Genomic DNA, 13,805 nt, shown 5'->3' with positions numbered 1-13,805 from the left:
GGAGGGACTACTGGGCCTGCGTGTAGGCGCTCGCGACCTGGTCGCGCAGCTGCTTGACGGACAGGATGCCGCCGCCGGTCAGGTAGGTGACGCCGGGGTCCAGGTAGACGACCTGGTTCTTCTGCCAGGCCGTCGTCTGCCGCACCAATTCGTTGTCCAGCACCTGCCGGGCATTGCCTTCCTTCTGACCGGTGGCGGCGTCCCGGTCGATGACGAACAGCCAGTCGGGGTTCTTCTCCCGGATGAACTCCGCGCTGATGGACTCGCCGTGCAGCGAGGTGCGCAGGCCCTCGGCGGCCTCGGGCACGCCGAAGTCACCATGGATGACGCCAAAGCGCGAACCCGGGCCATAGGCGCTCATGCGCCCTCCGGTGACGAGCACGACCAGGCCCTTGCCACGGGTCGCCGTCACCTGCTGGAGGTCCGCCACCGACTTGCGCAGGTCCTCAATCAGGCCGCGCGCCTTCTCCTCCTTGCCGAAGACGCTGGCCAGCATCTCCGTGTTGGCAATCACCGAGGCGATGAAGTCCTTGCCGCTCATCGGCACGTCGATGGTGGGCGCGATGCGGGAGAGGTTTGCATACTTCGCGCTGGAGCGGCCCCCGGTGATGATGAGGTCGGGCTTCGCGGCCTGGAGTGCCTCGTAGTCAGGCTCGAACAGGGTGCCCATGCGCGGGTACTTCGCGTCCCGGAACCGGGTCAGGTGCTGGGGGAACATGTCGCCCGCTACGCCGTGGACGTCCACCTCCAGGGCCTGGAGGATGTCCAGCGCCACCAGGTCGAACACCACCACCCGCCGCGGCTTCAACGGGACGACGGTGGTGCCTTGTCCGTGCGTCACCGTCCGGCCCTCCGGCGCGACAGCCTCCGCGGCGGGAGCGGACGCGGCGGCGTCCGGGCGCTGGAACCTCACGCCTACCCACAGGACGGCCAGCACGACGACGACGGAAAGCAGGGCGAAGAGCGGAAGGGAACGCCTGTTGGATGGACTCACGGTGGTCGCTGGATAGGGTGATTTTGATTCTGCGAATCAGTTGCGCATCATAGATGCTTACGTCCGCACCGTCAAAGCCTGGGTGTTTCTTCTGAGGGGAGAGGAGGCTGGAGTTGCCCCCGTCAAGTCGGACAGCGAAGGGTGAGCGTTGGCGGAGCGGCTCGGCCGCCGCGTGCATTCGCGCGCCGGTCCGTCATGGAGATGAGGCGGGCAGGGCCGGGCGGATGTCTGTGTTCGCCCGCGCATGCAGGGGCATGAACAGCGCTCGGGCGCCGTCCGCGAGCACTGGCAGGGCCACTGAAGGCTGGAGGACGGCGCCCAGCCCTGCCTGGAGATGCAGGAGGCGGTTGAACTGCCGGTGCACGGCGGCGTCCCGGGAGCTGCGCTCCATCATCCGCCGGATGTACCAGTGCAGCACCCCCACGCCGGGCTTCCGCTGGCCGACGGCCTGCGGGTACTGCAGGTCGATGTTCGTGCCCATGAACCAGGGCAGGCGGATGGTGTCGGACAGGCGTTTGCGGAAGCGCTGGGCGAGTCCGTCGAGCGTCGTGGGGAAGCGCCTGGCCTGCTCTTCGATGCAGGCGTGGAGCAGCGCCGCGCCCTGGGCCGCCACCGACATGCCCTGGCCGAAGACGGGGTTGAAGGCACACACGGCGTCACCGACGATGACCCAGTTCTCCGGGAAGCGCGCGAGGCGTTCATAGTGCCGCCAGCGGCTCTCCTTCACCTTGTGCAGGGTGAGCGGACCCAACGGCCGGGCCTCCCGCAGGCAGGCGTACAGGTCTGGCTGGGGCAGTGAGCGGGCGAACGCGAGGAAGCCTTCGTCGTCCGTGGGCGCGTGCTCACCGAAGTACCCATTGAGGGTGACAATCCAGCGGTCCTGCTCCACGCGGGAGATGAAGCCCGCGCGCCAGTTCACCGGCGGACACGGGTACTGCATGAGCACCTTCCAGTCCTCCTGGCGGTGCGCGGGAGGTTCGTAGAGGCGGGTGGTGTACGCGAGGTCCACCCGCACCTGTTCCTCTTCGGGACGTGCATGGCCCAGGGCCTCCAGCCACTGGGGCGCACGCGAGCCCCGGCCCGTGGCATCCACCACCAGCGCGGCCTCCAGCGGTTCCTCCACGCCGGCCTTCTTCAACCGCACGCCGGTGACGCGCTGGTGGGAGGCGTCCGTGAGCAGCCCTTCGACCGAGACGCCGCCGTGAAACTCGACGTTGGGCAGCGCCAGCACCCGGCGCAGCACGTGCCATTCCAGGAAGGGACGCGTACACACCAGCAGGGGGAGGCCCTGGGGGACGCGCGACTTCCAGACGCCGAAGTGGTGCCACGCGACGTCCCGGCTCGAATCGATGAGCGCGGCCCCCTGGTCCTGGAGGTCCTGGAGGAGGCCGGGGAAGAAGCGCTCCAGGAGGCGGTGACCCGCGTCCAGCATCACGTGGACGTGCGTGCCCTGGGGAACACCCTTGCGCGCCGCGTGCGTGCCGGGGAGCGAGTCCCGCTCCAGGATGATGACTTTCTCGAAGTGGTCCGCGAGCGCGCGGGCGCTCAGCAGCCCCGCCATGCTGCCGCCCATGACCACGGCGCTTCCAAAGCGATGTCCAGGCTCGTCCACGTTTCAGGCCCCCTGCGTTCCATCCGACGTGCCCGCTTCGGGAGAAGGCAAAGCCTTCTCTCGAAGCCAGTCGCCATCAGTGGGGACATTCCATGGCGTGGGTCTGACGTGTGCCGTTGGAATGCGCACGCGCTGCCCAGGCTGGACGTCGACTCAAAGCAGTTCGCAGCCGGGGATGCAGTAACGCACGTTGATGAGCGTGCGCGTGCCCGTGATGTTGGACTGACACGCCGCGTACTGGGTCGCGGGCTGGCCGTTCTGACGCGTGTTTCCGCACTTCGCCGTACAGGCCTGCACGTTCTCGAGCCAGTAGATGAGGTCTCCATTGGGGCAGTGCGGCGGGTAGCCCAGGCCCTGCTCGACGCTGATGGGGGCCTCACCCTCGGGGACGTCCAGGTCGGCCTCTCCGCCACCGCAGGCGATGAGCGACAAGGAGAGACACGCGGTCAGCGAGGCGATGAGACGGGAGGCTTTCATGGCTCGGCTCCTTCCAGGAGTGGACTCCAGGGATGATGCATCAACCACGTCATTCGCTGAAAGCACGTGCCGAGTGTTGCCGCGGAGGACAACCGCACCAGCACTTCCCATCGGGACGTCGGATTTCCTGAAGCGGCCGGCCCTCCAGGGCAATGGGCGTTCGCCACCTTGCTTCCCACCGTCCCCCGGTTTCGGGCCGGAGAGGAGTGGTGCACATGCGCGTTGGAAGCTGGTGTGTTCTCGCGGGGCTGGGGATGCTGGGCTGTGGTGGTGTCGAGGAGGACGTGAGCGCCGCCACTGGGGACGCGCGGGTCCAGGCACATGCCTGTGCTCCCGGGGGCACCGTCTACAAGGTGAAGGACATCCTGCCTCCGGGCGCGCCGCTCCCGTCCCCCAACGTGCCGGTGCCCGACTCACTGACGAACGTGCAGGGCACGCTCTACTTCGGGTCGGACCTCTACGGAGACCGCGCCACCCTGTGGCGCAGTGACGGGACCTCCGTGGGCACCGTGCCCGTGAAGGCGTTCATCGCGCCGGGACCGGGCTACCAGGGACTGAGCGGGTTCACGCCGGTGGGCGCCCGCCTCTTCTTCATGGTGAATGCGTCGCCATTTGGAAGGGAGTTGTGGGTCAGTGATGGGACGGGAGCGGGCACGCGGCTCGTCAGGGACCTCGAGCCGGGGACCGCCAGTTCCTCGCTGTCCTACCTGGGACAGGCAGGGGACGTGCTGACCTTCTTCCGGAACCCCTCCGCGGGAGCCGGGGTGTCGCTGTGGCGCTCCGATGGGACGGAGGCGGGGACGTTCCAGCTCATGGCCTACGGACCGGACCAGGAGGTGTCGTCACGCTCGCTGGAGGTGGCGGGGGCGCGCTTGTTCACCATGAGCAGCACGGGGGCGGGCACCTGGCTGTGGCGGACGGATGGAACGGCCGCGGGAACCATGCGGGTCAAGCGTCTGGACGCGGAGCGGATCTCTCTCTCCGGCTGGGCGCATACCGAGACGGGCGTGGGTGTCTTCACCTTCTGGGACTCGGGGGCCATCACCGAGGTCTGGAAGACGGACGGGACTCCGGGCGGCACCGTGCGCCTGGAGTCCTTCGGTGGCGATGTCCGGCTGCTGGGGGCCCTGGGTGGGCACGTCTATCTGTCGTCCGTGGTCGGGGGAGGGACAGCCTTGAGGGTGTCGAGGGTGTCGCTCGCGGGCGGTGGCAAGGAGACGGTGACCACGTTGCCCAATCGCTACGCGGGTCAGCCCGGCGCGTGGCCCTTCGCGCAGATGGCGGTGCGCGCGGGCGGGAAGCTCTATCTGTCCGTGGGCATCGGCACGCCTGGGCCCGCGCCTCGCGAGGTGAGCCTCTGGGTGACGGATGGCACGGCGGCCGGGACGCGGGAGCTCAGCCGGGGCCTGTCGACGTCCGATGAGTGGGCCTCGCCGCTCTTCGACACCGGCGCCGGGACGCTGCTCTTCAGCTCGAACGAGGGTGGCACGGGCCTGGAGCCCTGGGTGACGGACGGCACGCCCGAGCGGACAGGTCTCGTCGCGGACCTCAGCCCCCTGGGCGGCTCCTCGCCCGAGGCCTTCACCCGCGTGGGCGGCACCGTGTTCTTCCGCGCCTACTCCAACACCTGGGGTGACGCGCTGTGGGCCATGCCGACCAACGTGGCATGCCCCGCCCAGGAGCGCCTCGCGCGCTGACGCGCCGTGACTGCGTGAGGCGCTGGATGGCGGCGTGCGTCCGAGCCTGCCTGGAGCAAGGCTCGACGCACGCGGTCGTCGCCGGTGTCGGGAAAGTCCCAGTTGTGACATGAAATGTAACAACCCGGCATCCAGACATCCGTGATGGGACTGGTTCTTGCCAGGAAATACGGGGGGATCCAAACGAGAGTCCTGTCGTTGCGCGCCTCGTCGTGTCGGTGCGAAATGGCTGCATTCACAGATGGGCCGTCGTGATTTGACCGCTAGTCATGGTTGGATTATCTCTTCGTGCGCTGCTTCATGTCGCAGCCATGAAGCCTGTCGTCCATGCCGATGGTCTGAAAAGGCAGGGCCTCGCTGAGCCGTGCGACAGGCCCGGGTCCGGAGCCGCTCCTCTCGTCGTCCCGCAGTCCACCTCCACAAGGAAGGTCGCCTGTGAACAGTCCCATCCTGATTCTGGGTTTGCTCGTGGCCAGCGCAGGCCCGAGTCATGCCGCGAACTCCTCGCGTGAAAGGGCGGCCACGGTGAACTCCGCCAGCACCCGTGCCTCAACGGACCGCGTCTCCATGCAGGCCAATGGTGCGAGCCTGGTGGTCGAGCTCAAGACGGTGCGTGACCTCAGCGCGGTGGTCGTGACCGAGTCTTCTCCGGTGGCGTTCTGGCCCTTCCAGAAGAACGACGTCATCGTGCGCATCAACACGCAGCAGATTTCCCGCCCATCGGACATCCTCTTCGTCTGGCGCACCGGAGCGCCCTTGTCCTTCGAGTTCGAGGTCCTCCGTGGCGGCACGCGTATGGTGTTCACTGGCACGGCGGCGGAGTTCCCGGGGCTGGCCCTGCCTCCCACGCCGGAGCCGCCCCCGCCGCCTCCGCCTCCGACGCCTTGAGTCCCAGGCGCTGCCCGCCTCCAATTCGTCGCGAGGCCCCGGTGCGCCGGAGGCCCGCGCTCGCCGTTTCGGGTGTCTGATAAAGTCATTCAGTCATGGTGGCGGTGGGGTGTTTGTTTTTGTCGGGGCGCGTCTTGATATGTCGTGAGAGGGTCATGGACAATCAAGACGCCCGGACAGGTGATGCGTGAAGACCTGAACGGGTCGCAGACAAAAACAACACCCCCGGAGGTACGCATGGACGACTCGAAGAAGGGTTCTCGTCGTACGATTCGCGCACTCGCCTCACCGGCTGCCCTGACGGTGCTCTTCGGAGCCTTCGCCAGCAACGCCGCGACCCTGAAGCCCGTGGTGAATGACACCATTGGCGTCAGCAACGTCAGCTTCCCGACGACCGAGGTCCAGCAGCAGCAGCAACAGCAACAGCAACAGGTCGTGAAGCCTGGCACCATGGCCAGCGGCAAGCCGGTGATGCTCCAGTCGCTCGTCGCGGACCTGGGCCTCGCATAGCTCCATCGAAGTCTGTTGTCAGCGCTGCCTTCCTGTTGGGAGGCAGCGCTTCTTCGGGGGCATTCAATTCATGGGAGCGCTCCCGGCGCGCGATGACGCACAGCCTTGTCGGTTCAGCCCAGCACATGGAGGTTCTGGCCCATGGAAACGCCCTTGACGCAGCGGCCCGGTGACACCCCCCAGGAGGCCCGCGACAGCTCGCGACCGGACCTTCATCTCGTCTTCCCTCCGCAGTGGTCTCCGCTCCAGCCCTTCCTGAGCACCCCGTCGCTCAAGGCCTACCTGGAGCAGAAGGGCCACCGCGTCCACCAGGACGACTGGAACGTCGTCTTCTACCGCTGGTTCATCAGCCGGGCGCGACTGCCCCTGGCGCGGGCGCGGCTGGAGCGCTTCATCGCGGCGCTGACGGATGAGCACCGCCTCTACCGCGCCCGGTGCCTGCAGGCGCTGGCGACGCTGGAGGAGTATGAGCAGCTCATCGTCCAGGTGGAGGGGCTGCGCACCGGCGATACCTACGGCACGGTGGAGCGCTTCAAGGACAGCGTGGACGCGCTCAAGGCGCTGCTCGCGGCGTTCTCCGCGGCGGAGCCCGTCATCGAGGTGGGGACGACGTCACTCCAGGACGGCGACGTCCTGGGCTCCATTCCGTCACTGCTCGCCTTCATCGACAACCGCAACGCCAACCCCTTCATCGCGTTCTTCGAGGAGCAGGTCGCGGGCGTCAAGCAGCTGCCTCGCTACTTCGGCGTGTCCATCATCGGCACCGAGCAGATTGTCGCGGGACTCACGCTCTGCCGTGTGCTGAAGCAGCGTCATCCGGACGTCCCGGTGCTGGTGGGGGGCAGCGTGTTCTCCCGTCTGGTGGAGAAGGAAAGCACGTGGGTCACCCAGCTGTTCGGCAGGTGCTTCGACTTCATCTGCCGGTACGAGGGCGAGCGCCCGTTGGACCGCTTTCTGTCCGTGGAAGACCCACGGGGAGACCGCCCGCCCAACTTCGCCTTCATGGAGGGTGAGAACCTGGTGCTGACGCCGCTGGGGGACTCACTGCCGATGAGCGAGGTCCCCACGCCGGATTTCGGGGGGCTGCCGCTGGATGAGTACCTGTCCCCCGAGATTGTCCTGCCGCTGCTGACGACGCGCGGCTGCTACTGGGGGAAGTGCGCGTTCTGCTACCACGGCATGATTTACGGCGACCGCTACCGCATGCGCGCGCCCGAGATGATTGCCAAGGACCTGGAGGTGCTCAACGCGCGCCATGGCGTCCGGCACTTCGCGTTCAACGACGAGGCGCTGCCGCCCAAGCTCTTCCGCATGTTGCCGCCCGCCGTCCCCAAGGGGCGCTACTTCTTCACCGCGCTCTACAAGTTCGAGAAGTACTTCACGCGGGAGGACTTCCAGAACATGCACGACATCGGCTTCCGCTCGCTCTACATCGGGCTGGAGACGGCGTCCGAGCGCGTGCAGCGCCACATGCGCAAGAACAACACGCAGAAGGTGATGGTGGACAATCTCCAGTTCGCGCACGACGCGGGCATCTGGAGCCATACCTTCAACTTCTTCGGCTTCCCCACGGAGACGGAGGCCGAGGCGGAGGAGACCGTCCAGTTCCTGCTGGGGCATTCGGACATCCTGCACTCGGAGGGAACGGGGACCTTCGTCTTCGAGCACAACGCGCCCATCCACCTGTCGCCCGAGCAGTTCGGCGTGAAGACCTTCAAGCCGCGCACGGACACCGTGCTGGACCTCTTCTATGAATACGAGCCCGCCACGGGGCTGGACGCGGCTGGCGCGCAGGCCATGCTGGAGCGCTACAACCGCCTCAAGCGCGAGCGGAAGGTCTACCAGCACGGGCACTGGGTGGACCGGGAGCACCTGCTGCTGCTGCTCAGCCGCTATGGGCGGGACGCACTGAAGAAGGCCTTCGCCGAGGTCGAGGATTCGGACCGGGGCTATTCCGCGGCGGAGTTGCTGCGGGGCTATGAATTCGACACGCCCGAGGGCAAGCGTCACTTCGTGGTGAACCGGCGGTTGCGCCGGGTGTGCATCACCAACGAGGACGCGGTGCGCATCGTCGGGTGGCTCCAGTTCGGCGCCAAGGTGGAGGACCTGCTCACCGCCTATCCCGCGCTGTCGGCCGCGCTGGACCCGGTGCCCGAGGACGTGGAGGAGCTGACAGCGCTGCGCGAAGCGTCCTGAGGCCGGGGGCCCGTGTCCCTCGCTCCTGGAGGCCCCGGGCGCGAGGGACAGCACCCCGTCATCGCTTCTGGATGGCGATGATGGGGTCCACGCGGGAGGCGCGGCGCGCGGGCAGCCAGGTGGCCAGCAGCGCCACGCCGCCCAGCAACAGGGCGAACACGCCGAAGGTCAGTGGGTCCGTCCCGCTGACGCCGTACAGCAGGCTTTCCATGTAGCGGGACAGGCCGAAGGCGGCGACGAGCCCCACGCCGATTCCCAAGCCCGCCATCTTCATGCCCTGGTCCATGACCAGCCGCACCACCCGGCCCGGAGGCGCCCCAAGCGCCATGCGGATGCCAATCTCCTGGGTGCGTTGCGAGACGAGGTAGGAGATGACGCCGTAGAGGCCCGCGGTGGCCAGCACCAGCGCGATGAGCGCGAACGCGCCCAGGAGCGTGAGGCTCAGGCGCCGTCCCGCGACGGACTGCTGGATGATCTCCTCCATGGTCATGATGTTGTAGAGCGGCTGCTCGGAGTCCACGGCGCGCACCGCGCCGCGCAGCGTGGCCGCCACGCCAGCGGGCGCCGTGCGTGTCTTGAGCACCAGCGTCACCGCTTGGAAATACCAGAGCGTGGAGCGCGGATGGTTGTAGGGGAGGTGGACCTCGGGGAGGGGCTGCTGGTCCAGGCCCGCCTGCCGCACGTCTCCCACCACGCCGATGATTTCCACGGGCTGGCCCCCGATGATCAGCCGGCGTCCCACGGCCTCGCTTCCCGCGAAGTGCCGGCGGGCGAGGGCCTGGTTGACGATGACGACCTGCTCGGCGCCGCGGCCGTCGTCCTCGGTGAAGTCGCGGCCGGCCAGCAACGGTATCCCCAGCGACTTGAACAGGTCCGGGCTGGTCGTCCTGAACTCCGCGAACAGCGTCTTGCCCGGCTCCGCCGGCAGCTCTCCCTCGACGGCGTAGTCCCCGCTGGTCCACGCCGTCTGGATGGGCAGCAGGGAGATGAGCGCCGCGGACTCCACGCCTGGGAGCGTCCGGGCCTTCTCCAGGATGGGCTGGAAGAGGCGCTCGACGACCTCCTCCCGGGGGTACTGGTTCGGGGTGATGGGCAGGTGGGCGGTGAGGACGTGGCGTGGCTCCAGCCCGGGCTCGGTGCCCAGCAACTTCAGAAAGCCTCGCAGCAGCAGCCCCGCTCCCACGAGCAGCACCAACGACAGGGCCACCTCCGTCACGACGAGCGCGCCGCGAAAGGAGCGGTGCGCTCGCGACGGAGACTGTTTGGCCCCTGGCTCGGCGAGGCTGGCGCGCAGCGGCGTGCGCGTGGCCTGGAGCGCCGGTGTCAGGCCGAAGGCGAGCGCGCTTCCCACGGATATCAGCAGGAGGAAGCCGAGGACCCGCCCGTTGAGGGGAAGGTCCCCGGTGAGTGGGAAGGACGCCCGGACCAGGTTGCCCATGGCGTTCACACCCCAGGCGCCCAGGAGTACGCCCAGCAGCGCGCCCAGCAGCGACAGCAGCAGGCTCTCCACCAGGAGCTGCCGCACGATGTGTCCCCGGCTCGCGCCCAGTGCGAAGCGGACGGCAATCTCCTGCTGCCGCGTGGAGGTCCGGGCGAGCAGCAGGTTGGCCACGTTGGCGCATGCGATGAGCAGGACCAGCAGCACCGCGCCCTGCAGGAGCAGCAGCGTGGGCCGCACGTTGCCCGTCACCGTCTCCGACAGGGACACCGCCGCGGCGCTTCGCCCGGCTTGCTGCGCGGGGTGCTCTTCCTCGATGCGGCGCGCCACTTCCTTCAGCTCCGCGGCGAGCGTCTGGGGCGGGACACCCGGGCGCAGCCGCCCGAGGACACTCAGGAAGTGCGAGCCCCGGTTGTCCACCCGGTCCGCGGAGGGGACGAAGGGGATGAAGACCTCCATCCGGGCCCCCGCGGGAAAGCCCACCGCCGTGGGCAGGATGCCCACCACGGTGTGCGGCTGTCCGTCCAGCGTCAGCGTGCGTCCGACGAGGCCCGGGTCGGCTCCGAAGCGGCGCTGCCACAGGCCCTCGCCGATGACGACGACGGGCGCGGCCCCGGGCTGGTCATCTCCGGGCGCGAAGCCGGGGCCCAGCTTGGGCGGCGTGCCCAGGAGCTGGAAGAGGTTGGCCGTGGCCGCCACCACGTTCACCCGCTCCGCGCCCTCGGGCGTCATCAGGTTGCGGCCCTGGAACTCGTAGGCGGCCACGCCTTCCAGCGAGGGGAGCTGGGTGGACCAGTCCTGGTAATTGGGCCACGACACCGAGCCCCGCCACGTCGGGTCCCGCGCCGGTGTCGTCTCGAAGAGGCGAACGAGCTGCCCTGGCTCGTGGTAGGGCAGCGGGCGGAGCAGCACCGCATCCACCACGCTGAAGATGGCCGCGTTGGCGCCAATCCCAAATGCCAGACACAGCACGGCCACCAGCGTGAAGACCGGGGCCTTCCGGAGCATCCGCACCGCGAACTTGAAGTCGCTCGCGATGTCCCCCACTCCGTCGGCGATACGGGCCATGTCCACCTCGCGCGGGTAAGCCTAGCAAAAACAGCTCACCCGGCAATGAACCCAGGCCCGGAGGCGGCGGTGGTCAGGCCATGGAGGGGACGGGCGCGTCTCGCGCAATCAACCCTTCCTTCTTCAGTGCCTCCCAGAAGGCGTCTGGAATCGCGACCGTCATGGACTGCACGGTCGCCTTCACCTGTTCGGGGGGGCGCGCTCCAGGAATGACGGACGAGACGACAGAAGGCGCGGCGGCGAACTGGAGCGCGCCACCTCAGTGGGGAGGGATGCCCTGCTTCTCGCTGGGCGTCTCCGTGTAGATGGACTTGAACAGCGAGGCCAGTCCATTGACGGTGGAGCCGAAGGCCTCCACGCCCGCCTGTTTGTAGTTGCCCTTCTTGGCGCTTTCGAAGGCGTCCCGGCCGAAGTTCAGGGCCTCGCGCTGGTGGGCGTTGACCTCGCTGCGCTCCCCCGTCTCCACCTTCTTCACGTTGTCGATGACGCTGGCCTGGGAGCGCGAAGAGATGCCGATGTCGTGCCGGTCGAGAATCTGGTTCACGCCGCCGACCGCGTGGGCGTAGTCGCTCTGCTTGCCCTGCGTGGTCTGGTCGATCTGCTGCCGCATCGGATTCTGGAACGTGTGGTTCTGCTTGACCTTGAACATGGCGTTTCCCCCGTGGGCCTTCGCGGCCCCGCGATGTGTTTCTTGAAATGATTGTCGGGGTATGTGGGCGAAAGTTTCCTGTGTGCGCCTTTTCTCCCACGAAATCGCCGGTCTGTGCCCGGATGGCATACAGCGTGAGGCGCCGGGTGCTTCAGGGGCCGCCCTTGGGCGGCGCGCGCTGAGGCGAGCCCTCCGCGGCGGCGCCATGCTTCACGGGACACGTCCTGGGGAAGGTTCCCAAGGATTCGACGGCGTAGCCATTCGGGTAGCTGCGGATGTTCGCGCGCTGCCGGGCGTAGGCGGGCTCCTTCTTTGGAGACAGCGCGTAGCGGACGAACGTGCCGCGCGCCTTGAGCGCCAGACGGAACACCTTGCGGCTGAGGCCAGACGGGTGGGGGTAGTGGAACGCGTCCAGCAGGGCGTCCTCCATCAGCGTGCGTGCGAAGAGGGTGACCAGCCGCTTGGGCGCGAGGTTCGTCGGCGGGAAGGTGGTGAGCAGCTCCAGGGTGGCGTCCGCGACGGCCTTGCTGCGCGCGTCAAAGGCGAAGTGTTTGGCTTCGTATCCGTCCATGAGCGAGGTGAAGGCCTCGTAGGTCTCCGGGATGTCCTGGATGCCCATGTGGCGGCCGACGGCGCGGTAGTAGTTCGTCCATCCCGTCACTTCATGCGGCGTGAACGGCCGCCATCCGAAGTCCGCAATCCAGCGCACGGGCGTCACCACGAAGGTGGAGAGCACGTAGCGCATGTCATCGTTGGAGATGTCATAGGCGCCGTGCATCTGGTTCATGCGCCGGAAGGCGCTCCGGCCTTCCTGGCTGGCCATGCCGTGCTCCAGGATGGTGTCCAGGATGAGCACGGTGTCGTCGTAGCGCTTCTGGGTGCGCTGGGTGAACTCGCCTGTGTCGTGCAGGAGGACGCCGATGCTGGGCACCGCGTAGGTGCGGAACAGCGCGAAGCTGAGCGCCTGTTCGACGTCCCAGGGGAACTCCCGGGTGGCGAGGATGCGGACGATGTCCTCGTGTTGGGTCTGGGCGTCGAGGCGGTCCGTGAGGTCGCGCAGCGCGAAGCGGTTCATCCATCGCTCCTCTGTGAATGCGAACGCGGAGTCTAGCCCAGACAGGGCCTGCCGCGCCCGCTGGCGCCGCGTCGGGTCCTCGCCCGCATGGTTGCTGACGCTCGCGCCCGGGTTGGCACCTTTCCGGCGGCGTCCGTCCTCGGGCGCCGGACCAAGGAGCAGCGCGCATGAACCTGGACCCTTCCACGCAGAAGTTCGTCTCGGACCTGGCGGCCTCGAACAGCCCGCCGCTGTACACCCTGACGCCAGAGCAGGCACGGGAAGTCCTCCTCGAGGCGCAGTCGATTCCAGTGCCCATGCCAGACGCGGACGTGGAGGAGCGCAAGCTGCCCGTGGGGCCCAGGGGCTCCGTCCGGACGCTGCTCTTCCGGCCGAAGGGGAGCACGGAGCGCCTGCCGGTGGTGGTGTTCGTCCACGGCGCGGGCTGGGTGATGGGAGATGCCAGGACGCACGAGCGGCTGGTGCGGGAGCTGGTCAAGGGGGCGAATGTCGCCGCGGTGTTCGTGGACTATGGCCGCTCGCCTGAGAACAAGTTCCCCGTGGCCATCGAAGAGGCCTATGCCGCGACGAAGTACGTGGCGGAGCATCCGGACGAATTCAACGTGGATGCCCGCCGCATGGCGCTGGTGGGAGACAGCGTCGGAGGGAACATGGCGACCGTCGTCAGCATGCTCGCGAAGGAGCGCGGGGGCCCGTCCATCCGCTTCCAGGTGCTCTTCTATCCCGTCACCGACGCCAACTTCGACAACGGCTCCTACCAGGAGTTCGCGGAGGGGCCGTGGCTGACGCGCAAGGCGATGAAGTGGTTCTGGGATGCCTACCTGCCGGAGGCCGGCAAGCGCGTGGACCCGCATGTGTCCCCGCTGCGGGCGTCACTGGACCAGCTCAAGGGCCTGCCTCCCGCGCTGGTCATCACCGACGAGAACGACGTGCTGCGTGACGAGGGCGAGGCCTACGCGGCGAAGCTCTCCGAGGCGGGCGTCAACGTCACCCAGGTCCGCTTCCTGGGGACGCATCACGACTTCGTCATGCTCAACGCGCTGGCGCAGACGCCGGCGGCGCGAGGCGCCATCGCGCTGACCACCACCAAGCTGCGCGAGTGGCTGCACGCGAACTGAGCCCGCCTTTCATTTTCTGAGAGCCGGCCGAGGAGACTGGCGAGCGCATGACGAGCGCCGGCTCTCCAAGGCAATGGCTGCAT

The 13,805-nt window shown here is 68.0% G+C and carries 11 protein-coding genes; 5 read left to right on the top strand and 6 right to left on the bottom strand.

Features of this window, described 5'->3' with window-relative positions; all coding sequences use genetic code 11:
- Nucleotides 1-7: 7 nt before the first annotated feature.
- The 3 genes from BLU09_RS04695 to BLU09_RS04685 form a co-directional block, all read right to left on the bottom strand.
- Nucleotides 8-994, bottom strand: a complete 987-nt coding sequence (locus BLU09_RS04695; protein WP_090485987.1) for a siderophore ABC transporter substrate-binding protein — start codon at nucleotides 992-994, stop codon at nucleotides 8-10.
- Nucleotides 995-1,187: 193 nt separating this feature from the next.
- Nucleotides 1,188-2,606 carry an FAD-dependent oxidoreductase gene (locus tag BLU09_RS04690; RefSeq protein WP_090485984.1) on the bottom strand — a complete coding sequence of 473 codons (1,419 nt, stop codon included), beginning with the start codon at nucleotides 2,604-2,606 and terminating at the stop codon, nucleotides 1,188-1,190.
- Between the two features lie 153 nt (nucleotides 2,607-2,759).
- The gene (locus BLU09_RS04685; protein ID WP_090485981.1) at nucleotides 2,760-3,083 is read right to left on the bottom strand and encodes a hypothetical protein; all 324 of its coding nucleotides are present in this window, start codon (nucleotides 3,081-3,083) and stop codon (nucleotides 2,760-2,762) included.
- Nucleotides 3,084-3,298: 215 nt separating this feature from the next.
- Here BLU09_RS04685 and BLU09_RS04680 point away from each other — a divergent pair, with 215 nt between their 5' ends.
- The 4 genes from BLU09_RS04680 (at nucleotide 3,299) to BLU09_RS04665 (ending at nucleotide 8,374) form a co-directional block, all read left to right on the top strand.
- Nucleotides 3,299-4,780 carry a hypothetical protein gene (locus BLU09_RS04680; protein ID WP_244171411.1) on the top strand — a complete coding sequence of 494 codons (1,482 nt, stop codon included), beginning with the start codon at nucleotides 3,299-3,301 and terminating at the stop codon, nucleotides 4,778-4,780.
- 435 nt (nucleotides 4,781-5,215) lie between these two features.
- Nucleotides 5,216-5,668, top strand: a complete 453-nt coding sequence (locus tag BLU09_RS04675; protein WP_244171410.1) for a hypothetical protein — start codon at nucleotides 5,216-5,218, stop codon at nucleotides 5,666-5,668.
- A gap of 237 nt (nucleotides 5,669-5,905) precedes the next feature.
- Nucleotides 5,906-6,178, top strand: coding sequence for a hypothetical protein (locus BLU09_RS04670; protein WP_225888511.1), 273 nt, complete (start codon nucleotides 5,906-5,908; stop codon nucleotides 6,176-6,178).
- A gap of 141 nt (nucleotides 6,179-6,319) precedes the next feature.
- Nucleotides 6,320-8,374, top strand: coding sequence for a B12-binding domain-containing radical SAM protein (locus BLU09_RS04665; RefSeq protein ID WP_090485972.1), 2,055 nt, complete (start codon nucleotides 6,320-6,322; stop codon nucleotides 8,372-8,374).
- A gap of 58 nt (nucleotides 8,375-8,432) precedes the next feature.
- Here BLU09_RS04665 and BLU09_RS04660 read toward each other — a convergent pair whose 3' ends face one another.
- The 3 genes from BLU09_RS04660 to BLU09_RS04645 form a co-directional block, all read right to left on the bottom strand.
- On the bottom strand, nucleotides 8,433-10,880 hold the full coding sequence (locus BLU09_RS04660) for an ABC transporter permease (RefSeq protein WP_090485969.1): 2,448 nt from the start codon (nucleotides 10,878-10,880) through the stop codon (nucleotides 8,433-8,435).
- A gap of 259 nt (nucleotides 10,881-11,139) precedes the next feature.
- On the bottom strand, nucleotides 11,140-11,529 hold the full coding sequence (locus BLU09_RS04650) for a hypothetical protein (protein ID WP_090485965.1): 390 nt from the start codon (nucleotides 11,527-11,529) through the stop codon (nucleotides 11,140-11,142).
- A 151-nt stretch (nucleotides 11,530-11,680) separates the two neighbouring features.
- Complete coding sequence (locus tag BLU09_RS04645) at nucleotides 11,681-12,604, bottom strand: oxygenase MpaB family protein (protein WP_090485961.1); 924 nt, start codon at nucleotides 12,602-12,604, stop codon at nucleotides 11,681-11,683.
- A 167-nt stretch (nucleotides 12,605-12,771) separates the two neighbouring features.
- Here BLU09_RS04645 and BLU09_RS04640 point away from each other — a divergent pair, with 167 nt between their 5' ends.
- Nucleotides 12,772-13,722, top strand: coding sequence for an alpha/beta hydrolase (locus tag BLU09_RS04640; RefSeq protein WP_090485959.1), 951 nt, complete (start codon nucleotides 12,772-12,774; stop codon nucleotides 13,720-13,722).
- The last annotated feature ends 83 nt before the right edge of the window (nucleotides 13,723-13,805 follow it).

The sequence above is a fragment of the Myxococcus virescens genome (assembly GCF_900101905.1).
Lineage (GTDB): Bacteria > Myxococcota > Myxococcia > Myxococcales > Myxococcaceae > Myxococcus > Myxococcus virescens.
The sequence above is the reverse complement of the archived record's forward strand: the minus strand, read 5'-3'. Positions and strand labels throughout refer to the sequence as shown.

What these genes read in the sequence shown, in the direction of transcription:
- BLU09_RS04685 (WP_090485981.1), bottom strand. Translation starts at nt 3,083, where the DNA reads ATGAAAGCCTCCCGTCTCATCGCCTCGCTGACCGCGTGTCTCTCCTTG.
- BLU09_RS04680 (WP_244171411.1), top strand. Translation starts at nt 3,299, where the DNA reads ATGCGCGTTGGAAGCTGGTGTGTTCTCGCGGGGCTGGGGATGCTGGGC.
- BLU09_RS04670 (WP_225888511.1), top strand. Translation starts at nt 5,906, where the DNA reads ATGGACGACTCGAAGAAGGGTTCTCGTCGTACGATTCGCGCACTCGCC.
- BLU09_RS04665 (WP_090485972.1), top strand. Translation starts at nt 6,320, where the DNA reads ATGGAAACGCCCTTGACGCAGCGGCCCGGTGACACCCCCCAGGAGGCC.
- BLU09_RS04660 (WP_090485969.1), bottom strand. Translation starts at nt 10,880, where the DNA reads ATGGCCCGTATCGCCGACGGAGTGGGGGACATCGCGAGCGACTTCAAG.
- BLU09_RS04650 (WP_090485965.1), bottom strand. Translation starts at nt 11,529, where the DNA reads ATGTTCAAGGTCAAGCAGAACCACACGTTCCAGAATCCGATGCGGCAG.
- BLU09_RS04645 (WP_090485961.1), bottom strand. Translation starts at nt 12,604, where the DNA reads ATGAACCGCTTCGCGCTGCGCGACCTCACGGACCGCCTCGACGCCCAG.
- BLU09_RS04640 (WP_090485959.1), top strand. Translation starts at nt 12,772, where the DNA reads ATGAACCTGGACCCTTCCACGCAGAAGTTCGTCTCGGACCTGGCGGCC.